The organism is Stenotrophomonas sp. GD03930 (assembly GCF_029839665.1).
Classification (GTDB): Bacteria; Pseudomonadota; Gammaproteobacteria; order Xanthomonadales; family Xanthomonadaceae; genus Stenotrophomonas; species Stenotrophomonas forensis.
The window spans coordinates 586135-601086 of the sequence record NZ_JAOCAV010000003.1; the positions used below are offsets into that span (position 1 = coordinate 586135).

Annotated in this window: 11 protein-coding genes; 4 read left to right on the forward strand and 7 right to left on the reverse strand. The window is 67.1% G+C overall.

Features of this window, described 5'->3' with window-relative positions; translation table 11 throughout:
- Positions 1-174: 174 nt before the first annotated feature.
- Genes N5C18_RS18300 through N5C18_RS18320 form a run of 5 tightly spaced genes read right to left on the reverse strand, consistent with a single transcriptional unit; the run spans position 175 to position 5822 of the window.
- Entirely contained in the window at positions 175-1242 is a 1068-nt protein-coding gene (locus N5C18_RS18300) for a heparan-alpha-glucosaminide N-acetyltransferase domain-containing protein (RefSeq protein ID WP_279945347.1), read from the reverse strand.
- A complete protein-coding gene (gene nagA, locus N5C18_RS18305; protein WP_053450809.1) occupies positions 1242-2390 on the reverse strand; it encodes an N-acetylglucosamine-6-phosphate deacetylase in 1149 nt (382 codons plus the stop codon). Before nagA ends, N5C18_RS18300 begins: the two co-directional genes overlap by 1 nt.
- Positions 2390-3418: an SIS domain-containing protein gene (locus N5C18_RS18310; protein ID WP_053450810.1), complete on the reverse strand. Its 1029-nt coding sequence runs from the start codon at positions 3416-3418 to the stop codon at positions 2390-2392. The genes nagA and N5C18_RS18310 overlap by 1 nt, the downstream gene beginning before the upstream one ends.
- Positions 3419-3425: 7 nt before the next feature.
- Positions 3426-4493, reverse strand: coding sequence for a LacI family DNA-binding transcriptional regulator (locus tag N5C18_RS18315; RefSeq protein WP_006391719.1), 1068 nt, complete (start codon positions 4491-4493; stop codon positions 3426-3428).
- A gap of 39 nt (positions 4494-4532) precedes the next feature.
- Positions 4533-5822, reverse strand: a complete 1290-nt coding sequence (locus N5C18_RS18320; protein ID WP_053450811.1) for a sugar MFS transporter — start codon at positions 5820-5822, stop codon at positions 4533-4535.
- Positions 5823-6198: 376 nt separating this feature from the next.
- Here N5C18_RS18320 and N5C18_RS18325 point away from each other — a divergent pair, with 376 nt between their 5' ends.
- The 3 genes from N5C18_RS18325 to N5C18_RS18335 all read left to right on the forward strand — a co-directional run bounded on the left by N5C18_RS18325 (position 6199) and on the right by N5C18_RS18335 (position 12491).
- The gene (locus N5C18_RS18325; RefSeq protein ID WP_053510668.1) at positions 6199-7215 is read left to right on the forward strand and encodes a glucokinase family protein; all 1017 of its coding nucleotides are present in this window, start codon (positions 6199-6201) and stop codon (positions 7213-7215) included.
- Between the two features lie 143 nt (positions 7216-7358).
- Positions 7359-10022, forward strand: coding sequence for a TonB-dependent receptor (locus tag N5C18_RS18330; RefSeq protein ID WP_053510670.1), 2664 nt, complete (start codon positions 7359-7361; stop codon positions 10020-10022).
- 111 nt (positions 10023-10133) lie between these two features.
- Positions 10134-12491, forward strand: a complete 2358-nt coding sequence (locus tag N5C18_RS18335; RefSeq protein ID WP_279945349.1) for a family 20 glycosylhydrolase — start codon at positions 10134-10136, stop codon at positions 12489-12491.
- Between the two features lie 135 nt (positions 12492-12626).
- On the opposite strand, the gene N5C18_RS18340 is transcribed toward N5C18_RS18335, so the two are convergent.
- Together N5C18_RS18340 and N5C18_RS18345 are read right to left on the reverse strand one after the other, a co-directional pair.
- Positions 12627-13019, reverse strand: a complete 393-nt coding sequence (locus N5C18_RS18340) for a VanZ family protein (RefSeq protein ID WP_049458854.1) — start codon at positions 13017-13019, stop codon at positions 12627-12629.
- Positions 13016-14200 carry an SAM-dependent methyltransferase gene (locus N5C18_RS18345; protein WP_053510673.1) on the reverse strand — a complete coding sequence of 395 codons (1185 nt, stop codon included), beginning with the start codon at positions 14198-14200 and terminating at the stop codon, positions 13016-13018. Before N5C18_RS18345 ends, N5C18_RS18340 begins: the two co-directional genes overlap by 4 nt.
- Before the next feature lie 59 nt (positions 14201-14259).
- On the opposite strand from N5C18_RS18345, the gene N5C18_RS18350 reads away from it, so the two are divergent.
- Positions 14260-14952 (forward strand): pteridine reductase (locus N5C18_RS18350; RefSeq protein ID WP_279945350.1); only part of this gene is annotated, 693 nt, incomplete at its 3' end.

A 14952-nucleotide genomic window follows, 5' to 3' on the forward strand; every position in this document is an offset into this window, starting at 1 on the left:
CGCAGTCTGCCTTGTCGTGAATGGTTTCGACAGGTGAATTTACGTGCCAGTGATCACACTTCAATTGCGAACTCGAGCGATCCTCACCTGGCCTCTACGTGACTGAAACCATTCATTTTTCTGGAGGCCACCAGTAGCGAGAAGAGCATCCACGCAGGGCGTGGATGAGGCGGGTCAGATCTTCAGGTAGATCTTCCGCCGGTCCAACCACCAGGCCACGCCCCACCACAGCGCGACGAACGCCACTGCCTGCAGCATCGATGCCAGCTCCAGCGCCTGCGGCATCGCATGGGTCAGCTGCTGCCAGATCCAGCCCCAGGCGCCAGTAGCCATCAGCACCACGGACATGACCGACGCGCCAAGATAGGCGGTGATCGCATTGACCCCGAAGCGCCGCCCCAGCGCCGGCCAACCCTTGCGGTCGATCAGCACGTGGCCCAGCCACAGCGCCAGCGCGGCAAGGCCACCGGTCCACAACACATAGCTGGGCGTCCACAGCTGTTTGTTCAACGGCAGCACGGTGGCCAGCAGCAACCCGAGCACAGCGGTTGCCACGCCCAGCCCGGCCAGCGCCGCCGAACGCCCGTTGCGCAGCAGGCCGCCGGCCAACAGGCCGAGCACGGTGCTGGCCAGGGCACCCAGGGTGCTCAGCAATCCTTCCGGATCATGGCCAAGCCCGGTATCGGCGTGCCACTGGTAGATCCACGGGGCGAACAGCGTGGTATCCAGACGGCTGGCCGGATTGGTCCACGGCGCCAGATCGCCGATGCCCAGCAGCAGTACGGTGTACCCCACCAGCAGCGTGACCAGCACGGCCGCCTGCACGCGCGGCCGCGCATACACCGCCAGCACGCCCACCAGCGCCGCACATACCGCGATGCGTTGCAGCACGCCCCAGATGCGGAAGTGATGCGTCTGCAGCGCCCACCAGATCAACAGATGCAACAGCGCACCGGCCAGCAGGATGCGCAGTGCGCGTTCCAGCACGCCACGCGCCAACGCAGGGCGGACCGACGCGTCCAGCGCGCGCGGTGCCACGCTGAAGGCCATCGACACACCGACCAGGAACAGGAAGAACGGGAACACCAGATCGGTGGGCGTGCAGCCGTGCCATTCCGAATGACGCAGTGGTGCGAACACCGCGCTCCAGTCACCCGGATTGTTGACCAGCAGCATCGCCGCCACGGTGATGCCGCGCAGGGCATCGATCGAGCCCAGCCGGCGTGGCGGCGTAGCGTTCATCAGGCGGCCTCGTACTGTCCGGCGATCCAGGTGCCGCGCACCTGCAGGGCGTCATCCAGCAGCACCAGGTCGGCCTGGTAGCCCTCTGCGATGTGGCCGAGGCGGTCATCGACATTGAGGAACTGCGCCGGATAGGTCGAGGCCATGCGTGCGGCTTCGGCCAGCGGCTGGCCCAGCAGCTGCACGGTGTTGCGCACGGCGGTGGCCATGTCCAGCGCCGAACCTGCCAGTGCACCGGCGGCATTGCGGACCACGCCGTCGATGGCCGTGATGGTTTCGCCGTACAGCACGTAGCTCGGGTCATCGGCACCGACCGGCGGCATTGCATCGGTCACCAGCAGCAGGCGGCCACGCGGCTTGGCCGCCAGGGCCACGCGCAGGCTGGCCGGATGCACATGCACACCGTCGACGATGATGCCGATCCAGCTGTCGCGGTCTTCCAGCGCGGCGCCCACTGCGCCGGGTTCGCGGCCCTGCAATGGCGACATCGCGTTGTACAGATGGGTGAAGCCACGCACGCCGGCATCCAGGCCCGCACGGATCTCTTCGTAGGTGCCTGCGGTATGCCCAGCGGCGACGATCACGCCTCGCTCGACCAGCGCACGGATGGTCTCCAGCGGCACGCGTTCCGGCGCCAGCGTCAGCAGGGTCACGCCGTTGTCGAGCGACGCGGCCAGCGCGATCTCATCCTCGTCCGGCACGCGGAACTTGCTGGCATCGTGGGTGCCCTTGCGCGCAGGTGCGATGTAGGGGCCTTCCAGATGGATGCCGATCACGCCCGGCACGCCCTGTGCGATGGCCTCGCGCATCGCACCGATGGCCTCGCGCATCACGCCCACGTCGTCGCTGATCAGCGTCGGCAGCATCGCGGTGGTGCCGAAACGCCGGTGCGCCTGCGCGATGGTGCGTAGCGACGCGACGTCCGGCGTGTTGTTGAACAGCGCACCGCCGCCGCCGTTGACCTGCACGTCGATGAAACCGGGCAGCAGCCAGCCTCCGCCCAGGTCCACCTGCTCGGCGGCCTGGCCGATCTGCGGCGCGGCATCGGGCAGCAGCGCACTGATGCGGCCGTCCTCGATCACCACCGCCAGATCGTCGCGGAATTCATCGCCTGCAAGGATGCGGGCGTTACGCAGCACCGTGGCCATCAGACCGTCTCCGTGACCTTGTTCAGGTGCGGCGGCAGATCCGGATTGAAGCCACGGCGCAGCGCCAGCGCGTTGATCGCGCGGTAGAAGCTCTGCACGGTCAGCAGCGGCGCGCACAACGGATGCGGCGCGGCCGCGACCGGCAGATTGCCGCCAGCACCGGCCAGCCATACCTGTGCACCGCGCGCGGTGAACTCATCGACCACTGCGCGGGTGCCGGCACCGGTCTCGTCCGGCTGTGCGAAGGCGAGCACCGGGAAGCCACGATCGACCAGCGCCATCGGGCCATGCTTGACCTCGGCCGAACTGTAGGCCTCGGCGTGAAGGCTGCAGGTTTCCTTGAACTTCAGCGCGGCTTCCTGCGCTGCACCCAGGCCCAGGCCGCGGCCGAGCACGAACAGGTTGGTGGCTTCGACCAGCCCGTCGGTCACCGCGCTCCAGTCGCACTGCCAGGCCGCACGCATTGCATCGGGCAACAGGTCCAGTGCCGCGCGCAGGTTGCTGTCCTGCTTCCAGTACGCGGCCAGCTGCAGCAGCGCAGCCAGCGAAGCCAGGTAGCTCTTGGTGGCGGCCACGCTCTTCTCGGCACCGGCATGCAGCGGAATGACCGTGTCGGCCAGCTGCGCCAGCGGTGAATCCTCGACGTTGACCAGCGCGATCACGCGCGCACCGGCCGCCTTGGCGGCTTCCGCATTGCGCAACAGGTCCGGGCTCTTGCCCGACTGCGAGATGACGATGAACAGTGCGCCGCGCAGTTGCAGCGGTGCGGCATACACCGAGCCCACCGACGGCGAGGCCGAGGCGACCACCAGGCCCAGCTGGGTTTCCAGCAGGTATTTGCCGTAGGTGGCGGCGTGGTCGGAGCTGCCACGCGCGCAGGTGACCACGAACGGCGGCGGCGCCGCGCGCAGGCTGGCGGCCAGGGTTTCCATGGTGGCGTGGTTGCGCGAGAACTGGCGGGCGACCACGTCGGCTGCTTCAGCGGCCTCGGCGAACATCAGGGTGGAAGTGGGGTCTGACAGCGACATGGCAGGCTCAGGCAGGATCGGAAGGAAGGGGGCGTGCGCCGGCCGGGCGCATCGGCGCCGTAGAACCGCGCACCACCAGTTGTGGCACGAAGCCCTGGTTGTGCAGCGGCGCCGGCGCATCGTCGTAGGCGTCGCTGCGCAGCTGCGCGATCAGCAGGCGCGCAGCGTGGCGAGCGATGTCTTCGGTGGCCTGCTTGGCGGTGGTCAGTGGCGGCCACGACTGGCGCGAGAACGGGCTGTCCTCGAACCCGGCGATGGACAGGTCATAGGGCACGTTCATGCCGGCCGACTTGGCGGCCGCCAGCACGCCGGCGGCGATTTCATCGTTGGAGCCGAAGATGGCGGTGGGCGGCTCGCGCAGCGCCAGCAGGCGGCGCGCGCCGCGGAAACCGTCATCGAAGGTGTAATCACCCTGCACCACCAGGTGCTTGTCCACGGTCATGCCGTAGTCCTTCAGCGCAGCCTCGTAACCGGCATAACGCTCACCGGAGGAGCGGTGCGAGATACCACCCCAGAGGAAGCCGATGCGCTGGTGGCCGAGCTGGATCAGATGCTCGGTGATCTCGTAGGCGGCCTCGCGGTCGTCGACGAACACGCAGGCACCGTCGGCCGGGTCTTCGGTGGCGGCGATGATGCGCACCAGCTTGATGCCGCGCGCGGTCAGCGCCTGGATCAGGTCGCGGCGCTCGGACATCGGTGCGGTCAGCACCAGCCCGGCCAGGCGCGAACGCTGCACCCAGTCGGCCAGCTCATCGGCCAGCAGCGGCGAGCTGGAATCGCAGGGATGGATCTGCAGGCCAAACCCGGTCTCGCGGCAGGCAGCGAGCACGCCGTTCTGCACGCCGATGATGTGGTACGGGTTCGGGTTGTCGTAGACCAGCCCGATCACGAAGGTGGTGCCGCTGCGCAGGTTGCGCGCGGACGGGTCGGGCTCGTAGTCGAGCTCGGCGATGGCACGCAGCACCCGTGCACGGGTGGCCTGCATCACCGAGGGCTCGTTGTTGATCACCCGCGAGACCGTCTTCAGCGAGACCTTGGCCTTCTCCGCAACGTCCTTGATGGTCGCTCTGCGCATGGGTTTTCCCTGGGGTTGGCTGCCGTCCATCATCGCCGATCAGGCCTTGTCCTGCGGCAGGCCGGCGCGATGGCCGATCACCGAGTAGAACAGGATGTACAGGTAGCACGGCACCATCAGCAGCACGAACACCAGCTGGAAGTCGATGTGCTGCTTGAGCACGGCGAACAGCTGGGGAATGATCGCGCCGCCGGCGATGCCCATCACCAGCAGCGCCGAACCGGTTTCGGTGAAGCGGCCCAGGCCACGGATCGCCAGCGGGAAGATCGCCGGCCACATCATCGCGTTGGCAAAGCCCAGTGCGGCCACGAAGCCCACCGAGACGTAGCCGTGGGTGACCCAGGCGCCGAGGCAGAACACCACGCCCAGCACGGCGGAAATGGTCAGGTAGCGCGACTGCGAGACCACCTTCGGGATCAGCAGCAGGCCGACCACGTAGCCGATGAGCATGGCAAACAGGGTCAGCGAGGTGAACATCTTGGTCTGGTCCAGCGGCAGGTCGAAGCCGTGGCCGTAGGTACCGATCGCATCGCCGGCCATCACTTCCACGCCTACGTACACGAACAGGCACAGCACGCCCAGCCACAGGTGCGGGAACTGGAAGATGCTGCGGCGCTCGGCGGCGCCGGCGGTGGTGGGGGTGGCGTTGGCTTCGGCGGACTTGATTTCCGGCAGCGGCGAGAACAGCACGGCCACCGCCAGCAGCACCAGCAGACCGGCCATGGCCAGGTACGGCGCGTGGATCTTGGCGGCAAAGTCGTTGAGCAGCTGCGCCTTGGTCGCTTCATCGGCAACGGCCACGCTGGCCGACAGGTCACCGATGCCGTGCAGCACCACGGTACCGATCAGCACCGGCGCCAGCATGCCGGCGATCTTGTTGCAGATGCCCATCAGCGCGATGCGCCGCGCCGCGGTCTCGATCGGGCCGAGGATGGAGATGTAGGGGTTGATCGCGGTCTGCAGCAGGGCCAGGCCGCTGCCGATCACGAACAGGCCGCCGAGCGCGCCCGGGTACCAGCGCTGGGTGGCGAATTCGCCGAACAGCGCGGCACCACCGGCCATCACCAGCAGGCTCAGGCTCAGGCCCTTCTTCATGCCGGTGCGGCGCAGGATCCACGACGACGGCAGGGCCAGGAAGAAGTAGGACAGGTAGAACACCATCAGCACCAGGAAGGCGCCGACCTCGCTGAGTTCGAAGGCGAGCTTGACGAAGGTGATCAGCGGCCCGTTGAGCCAGGTGAAGAAACCGATCAGGAAGAACAACACGCCGACGATGGCGATGGAGGTGGCCACGTTCGGGCGCGCGCTTGCAGCGGGGACGGCGGACATCAGGAGGGCTCCTGCGGCGACGGCCGCAGAACGCGGCGTCGGAGAGTGGCTGGGAACAACGTTGTCACATTCTTTCGATGGACAACGGCGGTTTGTCAACTTCCCTGCATCGCCCCGCAAACCTCGTGCTGCACTGCGCAAGCCGATTCCGGTAGATCGGGCTGAATGCGCTGCAGCCCTTGAGCCCCATGCAGCAACGGTTCCCGTGTGAAACCCATGCTCACGCCATGTAAACGTTTACTGCATGTCGTATTCGTTGCGGCGCAGCAACGAAAGTGTCACGAACTCGTTGACATCGTTGTCAGCGGGGTTACAGACTCCGCCCCAATCGCCGCCCCCGATCCCGGGGCCGGCCCCACCTGCAGCAGGAGCCCGCGTGACCGCCAGCCACCCCGCCCCGGCCCATGTCCTGTCCCGAGTCGCGCCCTCGTTCCTGGCCGCCGACGTTGGTGGCACCCATGTGCGCGTGGCCCGGGTCCAGGCCAGCGGTGATGCCGCCCACCCGGTGCAGGTGCTGGAATACCGCAAGTACCGCAATGCCGACCATGCCGGCCTCAGCGCGATCTTGTCCGACTTCCTCGGTGAAGGCCCGCGGCCCACGCACTGCGTGGTTGCCAGCGCCGGCTATGCCCGCGAGGACGGCACGGTGATCACCGCCAACCTGCCGTGGCCGCTGTCGGCGCGCCAGGTGGAAGCCGACGTCGGCCTGCAGCGGGTCTACATCGTCAACGACTTTGAAGCGGTGGCCTACGCCGCTGCGCAGGTGGACGCCAGCGGCGTGCTGCACCTGTGCGGACCGGAGACCGCTGCACGCGGCCCGACCCTGGTGGTCGGCCCGGGCACCGGCCTCGGCGCCGCGCTGTGGATTCCCACCGCACACGGCCCGGTGGTGCTGCCGACGGAAGCCGGCCAGCCGACCCTGGCCGCCAGCACCGAACTGGAAATGGCCATCGTCCGCCACATGCAGCGCGACCGCGCGCACGTGTCGATCGAGCATGCGATCTCCGGCCCGGGCCTGATGAACCTGTACCGCGCGGTATGTGCGCTGCAGGGGCAGGTACCGACGCTGGCCAGCCCGGATGCGGTCACCGCCGCCGCCATGGCCGATACCGATGCGCACGCACGCCAGGCGCTGGATGTGTTCTGCGGCCTGCTCGGCAGCACCATCGGCGACATGGCGCTGTTCTACGGCGCCCATGGTGGCGTCTACCTGGCCGGCGGCATCCTGCCGCAGATCCGCGAATACCTGCACGCCAGCACCTTCGTCGAACGGTACCTGCAGAAGGGGCCGATGGGCGAAGCACTGGCACGCATCCCGGTGAAGGTCGTCGAGCACGGCCAGCTGGGCGTGGTCGGCGCTGCCAGCTGGTACCTGCAGCAGTCGGCCGCCTGACACCGCAACAGGCTTCAACGCAATCGCAGCACGCAGTACGTGGCACGCCAACGCACGGGACTTCGCCGCCACCCCGCGCATGTCTTCGCAACCGTAATCGAACACCGCCGCCGGCATCCAATCGAGTGATGAGGAGAGACATCATGAACACCCGCAAGACCCTGCTTTCGGCCGCCATCGTCAGCTGCATCGCCTTCAGTGCGCATGCACAGCAGGCCGCCCAGACCGCCACCGACCTGGACACCGTGACGGTCACCGGTATCCGTGGTTCGATGGAAAAGTCGCTGGACACCAAGCGCGAAGCCAATGCGCGCGTGGAAGTGGTCACCGCCGAAGACGTCGGCAAGCTGCCGGCGCACAACGTCGCCGATACCCTGCAGCGCCTGCCGGGCGTCAACATCAGCTCGTCCAGCGCCGACGAAGGCGGCTTCGACGAAGCCGACCGTGTCAGCCTGCGCGGCACCAGCCCGAGCCTGACCCAGACCCTGATCAACGGCCATACCGTCGGCTCGGCCGACTGGTTCGTGCTCAGCCAGGGCAACAACGTCGGCCGCAGCGTCAGCTACTCGCTGCTGCCGTCGGAACTGGTCAGTTCGGTGGAAGTGAACAAGTCCTCGCAGGCCAAGCTGCAGGACGGCGGCACCACCGGTACCGTCAACATCATCACCCGCAAGCCGCTGGAATTTTCCAAGCAGTTCACCGCGGAAGGCTCGATCGGCATGGTGCGCTCGGACCAGGCCAAGTCGAACGACCCGCAGTATTCGGCACTGTTCAACTACAAGAACGACGAAGGCACCTTCGGCGTGATGGTGCAGGGCTTCAGCCAGAAGCGCGAGCTGCGCCGTGAAGCGCAGGAAATCCCGGGCGGCTTCTTCAAGATCGGCGCCGGTGATCCGGTGGCCAAGACCAACCCCGACCTGATCGGCGTCAATGTACCGGGCCTGCTGGGTTCGACCCTGTTCGAACAGACCCGTGAGCGCAAGGGCGGCCTGGTCTCGCTGCAGTTCAAGCCGAGCGACAGCCTCACCCTGGGCCTGAACGGTTTCAGTTCCGAACTGAAGGCGAACAACTACAACCGCAACTTCATGATGTTCGGCAACAGCTTCGCCAAGTCGCAGGCGCCGGATCCGGGCTATGTGATCAAGGATGGCGTGCTGACCAACGCCACCTACAAGGGCGTGCCGGGCACCGACTACGCGGTGTACGACATGATCTACCGCGAGTCGAAGGCCAAGTCGAGCTATGTCACCTTCGATGCCGACTGGCAGATCAACGACAACCTGACCGCCAAGTTCCAGGCCGGCAGCACCAAGGGCACCGGCGAAACGCCGCGCCAGTACATCGCCGAGGTCACCCTGGCCAACGGTGGCGGCGCCAGCTGGGCCACGCACGGCAATGGCTCGCCGATCGACTGGAATGTCGGCGGCGATATCTCGCCCAACGGCGTGACCAGCTTCGGCACCTGGGGCAACCAGCAGGTCACGGCTGAAGACAAGGAGAAGTGGGCCACGCTCGACTTCAACCAGTACTTCAATGATGGCGGCGTGCTGAGCTCGATCGACTTCGGCCTGCGTTTCGCCGACCACAAGCGCGAAGCGCTGTCGCCGGAAGGTGCAACCCCAGGTGACATCTGGAGCGCGCTGAAGAACGGTGCCACGGCCAACTATCCGAGTGGCTTTGCCGGTGACATCGGCGGCACCTTCCCGCGCAACCTCTGGTACTTCACCCCGGGTGCGCTGAAGGACGCGGTGACCAACAACTCCACCTGGCTGGCCGGCAATGATGGCCCGACCGGTCGCCATAACTACGGCGCCGAGTGGAAGGTGAAGGAAAAGAACTTCGCCGGCTACGTGCAGGCCAACTTCCGCGGCGACTGGTGGAGCGGCAACGTTGGCCTGCGCTACGTCAACATCAAGCAGGACATCGACACCTACAACGCCGTCAGCAAGGCCGCCGACGCCGATGTCAGCAGCCTGTTCGGCATGTGGGAGCGCCTGGCCTTCCAGAACAAGCGCAACCGTGTGCTGCCCAGCGCCAACATCAAGTTCGACCTGGACGACAAGCTGGTGCTGCGCGTCGCCGCTTCGCAGACGCAGACCCTGCCGGACTACTCGGCGCTGGGTGCCTCCTCGTACGGTTCGGACCTGAACCGGACCGGCGGCGGTGGCAACCCGAACCTCAAGCCGACCCTGTCGACCAACCTGGATGCCAACCTGGAGTGGTACTTCATGCCGCGCGGCATGCTGTCGGTGGGCGCCTATCACATGGACCTGAAGGACTACATCGCCTTCGACGTGGTCTCGCGCCAGCTCTACAGCGAACTGACCAACCAGCTTGAGACCTACCAGATCTCCACCCCGATCAATGCCGACGGCAAGGTGACCGGCGTGGAAGTGGCCTACGAGCAGCCGATCGGCGAGTACTTCGGCATCAATGCCAACTACACCTACGCCAATGGCACGACCTCGCACACCTGGTCGGATGGCTCGCACAACCTGCTGGGCACCTCGAAGAACACCTACAACGTGGGTGCCTACTTCGAGAACGAGCGCTTCGGCGCCCGGGTCAGCTACACCCGCCGTTCCTCGTTCCTGATCAGCCTGTCGGGCACCAACCCGTACTACCAGGATGACTTCGGCACGCTGTCGGCATCGCTGAGCTACAAGGCCACCGACTGGCTGAGCATCAGCCTGGATGGCCTGAACCTCAACAACCCGACCTACAAGTACTACCAGACCGCGGCCATCCCGACTTCGTTCTACAGCAACGGTCGCCAGTACTACCTCAACTTCCGCTTCAAGTACTGATCCAGCGGCGGCAACATCGCCGAGTCGTGCACGCACGCCGGGCCTGGGTCATTCCGGGCCCGGCGTTTTTCATGTATAGCGTTCATCGCACCGTTCCAAGGAGTCGTTCCGATGGTCAAGCCTTCCCGCGCCAGGATGCGCAGCGCAGTGCTGCTGGGCGGCCTGCTCGCCCTGCTGCCGGCGATGCCGGCACTCGCCGCCGATCCCACGCCCGCCGCCGAAGCCCCCGGCCCGCAGCTGCGCGCCGGCAGCCTGATGCTGATTCCCGCGCCGTCCAACGTGCAGCGTGGCGAGGGCAACGGCATCAGCGTACGCGCCGATACCACGTTGCACGCCGAAGGCGAGGCCGCGCAGCGGGTCGCCTCGCAGTTCGCCGACCTGCTGGCCCGCAGTGGTGGCCCGCGCCTGGCCCTGGCCAAGGGCAAGGCGGCCGCCAGCACTGGCGGTATCCGTTTCGAGATCGTTCCCACCTTCCGCGACAGTGGTGAGGGTTACACGCTGGACAGCACCGCGCGGGGCGTGGTGATCCAGGCCGGCAACGAAACCGGCCTGTTCTATGGCGCAACCACCCTCGCCCAGCTCGCCACCGGTGGCAGCAACGGCGTGCTGCCGGTGGTGCAGATCCAGGATGCGCCGCGTTTCAGCTGGCGCGGCTTCATGCTCGACTCGGCGCGGCATTTCCAGAGCCTGGACGAGATCAAGCGCGTGCTCGACGCGATGGCCGCGCACAAGCTCAACACCTTCCACTGGCACCTGACCGACGACCAGGGCTGGCGCATGGAGATCAAGCGCTACCCGAAGCTGACCGAGGTGGGCAGCTGCCGCCTGCCAGCCGGTGACGGCGGCATCGATCCGGTCAGTGGCCAGCAACATCCGTACTGTGGCTTCTACACCCAGGAGCAGATCCGCGACGTGATCGCCTATGCAGCCAGGCTGCATATCCAGGTCATTCCGGAAATCGACGTGCCCGGTCACGCCACCGCCGCCATCGCTGCCTACCCGGAACTGGGCTCGATCAGCACCCCGCTGAAGCCGATCAGCGAGTGGGGCGTGTTCCCGAACCTGTTCAACGTGGAGGACAGCACGGTCACCTTCCTGGAGAACGTGCTGGAAGAAGTGATCGCACTGTTCCCGGCCAAGTACGTGCACGTGGGCGGCGACGAGGCGGTCAAGGACCAGTGGGAAGCCTCCAGGCAGGTGCAGCAGCGCATGCGTGCGCTGGGCATCAACAACGAGATGGCCATGCAGAGCCATGTCATCAAGCGCCTGGAGACGTTCCTGGAGCAACACGACCGGCGCCTGATCGGCTGGGACGAGATCCTCGAAGGGGGCTTGCCGCCGCAGGCCACGGTTATGTCGTGGCAGGGCACCGAAGGCGGCCTGGCCGCAGCCAGTGCCGGCCATGACGTGATCATGTCGCCGGTCGGTTACCTGTACCTGGACTACCTGCAGACCGCCTCGCCGAACGAGCCGCCGGGCCGTCCGGCCCAGGTCAACCTTGGCAAGCTGTACAACTTCGAGCCGGTGCCGGCCGAACTGGCTGCCGACAAGCGCGGGCACATCCTGGGCCTGCAGGCCAACATGTTCACCGAGCACACGCGCAGCTATGCACGCCTGCAGCACAACCTGTTCCCGCGACTGGCGGCGGTGGCCGAGACCGGCTGGAGCACGCCGGAACACCGCGATTTCCGCGACTTCCTCGCGCGCCTGCCGGCGCAGCTGCAGCGCTACCGCGCCTGGGGCCTGGCCTATGCGCAGACGCCGTTCGAAGTGGGCGTGGATTACACCGACAACCGCACCGCCAACACCGTGGCCGTGTCGCTGGCCAACCCGCTGGGCTATGAGGTGCGCTACAGCACCGATGGCCAGCCGGTCAGCGCACAGTCGCCGCTGTACCAGCAGCCGCTGACCGCGACGCTGCCCGCCACCGTGCAGGCCGCCGCGTTCTACCAGGGCCAGATGCTGGCCGCGAAGCCGACCGTCGCCGCGTTCACCGCGCAGTCGCTGCTCAGCCGCCGCAGCGATGAGTTGCTCAGCTGCGTGGGCAAGAAGGGCCTGGTGCTGCGCCTGGAAGACGATGGCCCGCGCGAAGGCACCCGCGCGGTGTTCAACGTCGACATCTTCCAGCCGTGCTGGCGTTGGCCGCAGGCGCAGCTGGACGGCGTCGGCAGCGTGGAAGTGCGTGCGGGCCGTATTCCGTACTACTTCCAGCTGGCCCATGACGAACCCAAGCGTCGCTTCGAGAAGGCCAGGCGTGCGCATGGCGAGATGCAGGTGCGCCGTGGCGACTGCAGCGGCAAGGTGCTGGCCGAAGTTGCGTTGCCGGCCCAGCCGGATGCCGATGGCTTCGTGACCCTGCGTGCAACGCTGCCGAAGGGTACCCAGGGTAACGGCGACCTGTGCATCAACTTCACCGGCGATACGCGCCCGGCGATGTGGGTGCTGGATGAGGTGACGCTGGGGAAATGAGGGCAGGTCTGTCCTGGTGGGTGCCGACCTTGGTCGGCACCCCGGGCAGTTCATCCACGCATGGCGTGGATCTACGGGACGGCTCCACGCGTGCCGTGGATCTACCGGTAGGTGCCAACCTTGGTTGGCACGCCTTTACCCCCGCCAGCGCAGCAGCAGGTCGCGCAGCGGGGTCAATACGGTAGCCATGCCGGCCAGCACGCCGATCGTGTTGGCCAGCGCATCCATCGGATCAGCCGTGCGGTTGCTGGTCAGCGCGCCCTGCGCGAACTCGATGCCGATGCCCATCAGCACCAGTCCCACGCCCACCCACAGCAGCGGGCGGCCCCGACGGAACAGCTGCACCGCGCTGCCGGCCAGGATGAAATAGGCCAGGAAGTGCTCGCCCTTGTCGCTGTTTTCCGGCAACGGAATCGGCGGCGGCGGGATCAGGCACACCACGATCACCAGCAGTACCGCCAGCGCCCACAGCACGGTCCACAGCCGCGGCCTGCGCAGCGGCTTGATCAGCGGCCGAGCATCACTCACAGCCGCCAGCTCAGGTCACCCAGTTCGAAGGCCGGCTCGAAATCGACGCCACGCTGCAGGCCGATTGCCTGGAAGCGCTCGCCCATTTCGGTCGGCAGGGTCAGCTTCTTCACCTGGTCGCGCAGCTGGATGCGGCCGACTTCATCGGTGCGCTCCTCGGCCAGCAGCAATACCTGGTCCAGGCCGTTACCGAGCAGGAAGCTGGCCTGGCTGCAGTAGCCGGCCAGTTCGAAGCCACCGTGCAGGCCCGCTTCGGCCATCGCGGTGAAGTCCACCGAGGCGGTGATGTCCTGCAGGCCCGGCCAGCGATGCACGTCGTTGTGCACGTGGTGGCGGTAGAACGCGCGCACGGTGCCATCGTCGCGGTCATGCTGGTAGAACTCGCCGCGGTTGTAGCCGTAGTCGACGAACAGCATCGCACCGCGCTGCAGGCCACCAGCCACCGCCTGCAGCCAGTACGGCAGCTGCGGCAGCACTTCGGAACGGTAGCCCTCGGCGAAGGGCTTCTCCAGATAGCGCTCGATGTGGCGCACCGCGCCGTTGAGCAGGATGTCGGCCGGCTGCGCGCCGCGGATGAAGCGGCCTTCGGCGTCCAGCTCGACGGTTTCCTCATAGACCTCGCCGTCGCGGATCAGGAAGCGCGGCGTCGGCAGCGCGTCGATCACCTCGTTGGCGAACACCACGCCCTCCCAGTCCTCTTCGAACGGGCGGTCGATCCAGTCCACGCGCGCGGCCAGCTCGGCCGGCAGGTTCTGCTGCAGGCGCTGCTGCTGGCGCTCGCGCAGGTCGGCGCTGGGTTCGAGGATGGCATAGCGCGAGGGCAGCGCGTCCAGCTCCGCCAGGCGCAGCAGCACCGCCTCGGCGAAGGCACCGGTACCGCCACCCAGCTCCAGCATCCGCGCCTGCGCACCCAGCTGGGCGAACACCGGCGCCAGGGCATTGGCCACGCTGCCGGCGAACAGGCTGCCGAGCTCGGGCGCGGTGGTGAAGTCGCCGCTGCCACCGAACTTGCTGGCACCGGCGCTGTAATAGCCCCAGCCCGGGGTATACAGGCACAGCTCCATGAAGCGGGAGAACGGCATTGCCCCGCCCTGCGCAAGGATCTCGGCGCGCAGGGCGGCGGCCAGCTGGTCGCTGTGGGCCAGGGCATCGGCTTCGGGCAGGGGGAAGGTGGGCTGCATGGCGTCTTCGAATGCGGTGACAATGGTGCACAGGATAGCCGAGCCTTGGAGGACCCTCGATGAGCGACACCCACCCCGTGGTCCTGATCACCGGCAGCGCGCGCCGGATCGGTGCGGCCATCGCCCGCCAGTTCCACGCCTGTGGCTGGTCGGTGGTGCTGCACGCCAACACCTCCAGCGCCGAACTGCAGCAGGCCGCGTTCGATTTCGACAACGTACGCCCGGGCAGCGTACTGGCCCTGCAGGCCGACCTGCGCGACGCCGACGCCCTGCCCGACCTGGTGGAACAGGCCGTCACCCACTTCGGCCGCCTGGACGCGCTGGTCAACAACGCCTCCAACTTCTTCCCCACGCCGCTCGGCCAGGTCACTGCCGATGCGATGGACGAGCTGTATGCGGTCAACGCGCGCGCGCCACTGCTGCTGTCACAGGCAGCCGCGCCCTACCTGCGCCGCCAGCAGGGCTGCATCGTCAACCTGACCGACCTGCACGGCACCGATCCGATGCGTGACCACATCGCCTACACCATGGCCAAGGCCGCGCTGGAGATGGCCACCCGTTCGCTGGCGCTGGAGCTGGCGCCGAAGGTGCGGGTCAATGCGGTGGCCCCCGGCGCGATCCTGTGGCCGGAACAGGGCAAGGATGATTTCGCCCGCGAGGCGCTGCTGGCGCGCACGCCGCTGGCACGGATCGGCACGGTCGAGGAGATCGCCGAGGCGGTGTACTGGCTGGTGGCCGAGGCCAGCTTCGTC

Excerpts from the sequence above, each read along its gene's own strand:
- N5C18_RS18300 (WP_279945347.1), bottom strand. The coding sequence starts at position 1,242 with ATGAACGCTACGCCGCCACGCCGGCTGGGCTCGATCGATGCCCTGCGC.
- nagA (WP_053450809.1), bottom strand. The coding sequence starts at position 2,390 with ATGGCCACGGTGCTGCGTAACGCCCGCATCCTTGCAGGCGATGAATTC.
- N5C18_RS18310 (WP_053450810.1), bottom strand. The coding sequence starts at position 3,418 with ATGTCGCTGTCAGACCCCACTTCCACCCTGATGTTCGCCGAGGCCGCT.
- N5C18_RS18315 (WP_006391719.1), bottom strand. The coding sequence starts at position 4,493 with ATGCGCAGAGCGACCATCAAGGACGTTGCGGAGAAGGCCAAGGTCTCG.
- N5C18_RS18320 (WP_053450811.1), bottom strand. The coding sequence starts at position 5,822 with ATGTCCGCCGTCCCCGCTGCAAGCGCGCGCCCGAACGTGGCCACCTCC.
- N5C18_RS18330 (WP_053510670.1), top strand. The coding sequence starts at position 7,359 with ATGAACACCCGCAAGACCCTGCTTTCGGCCGCCATCGTCAGCTGCATC.
- N5C18_RS18335 (WP_279945349.1), top strand. The coding sequence starts at position 10,134 with ATGGTCAAGCCTTCCCGCGCCAGGATGCGCAGCGCAGTGCTGCTGGGC.
- N5C18_RS18345 (WP_053510673.1), bottom strand. The coding sequence starts at position 14,200 with ATGCAGCCCACCTTCCCCCTGCCCGAAGCCGATGCCCTGGCCCACAGC.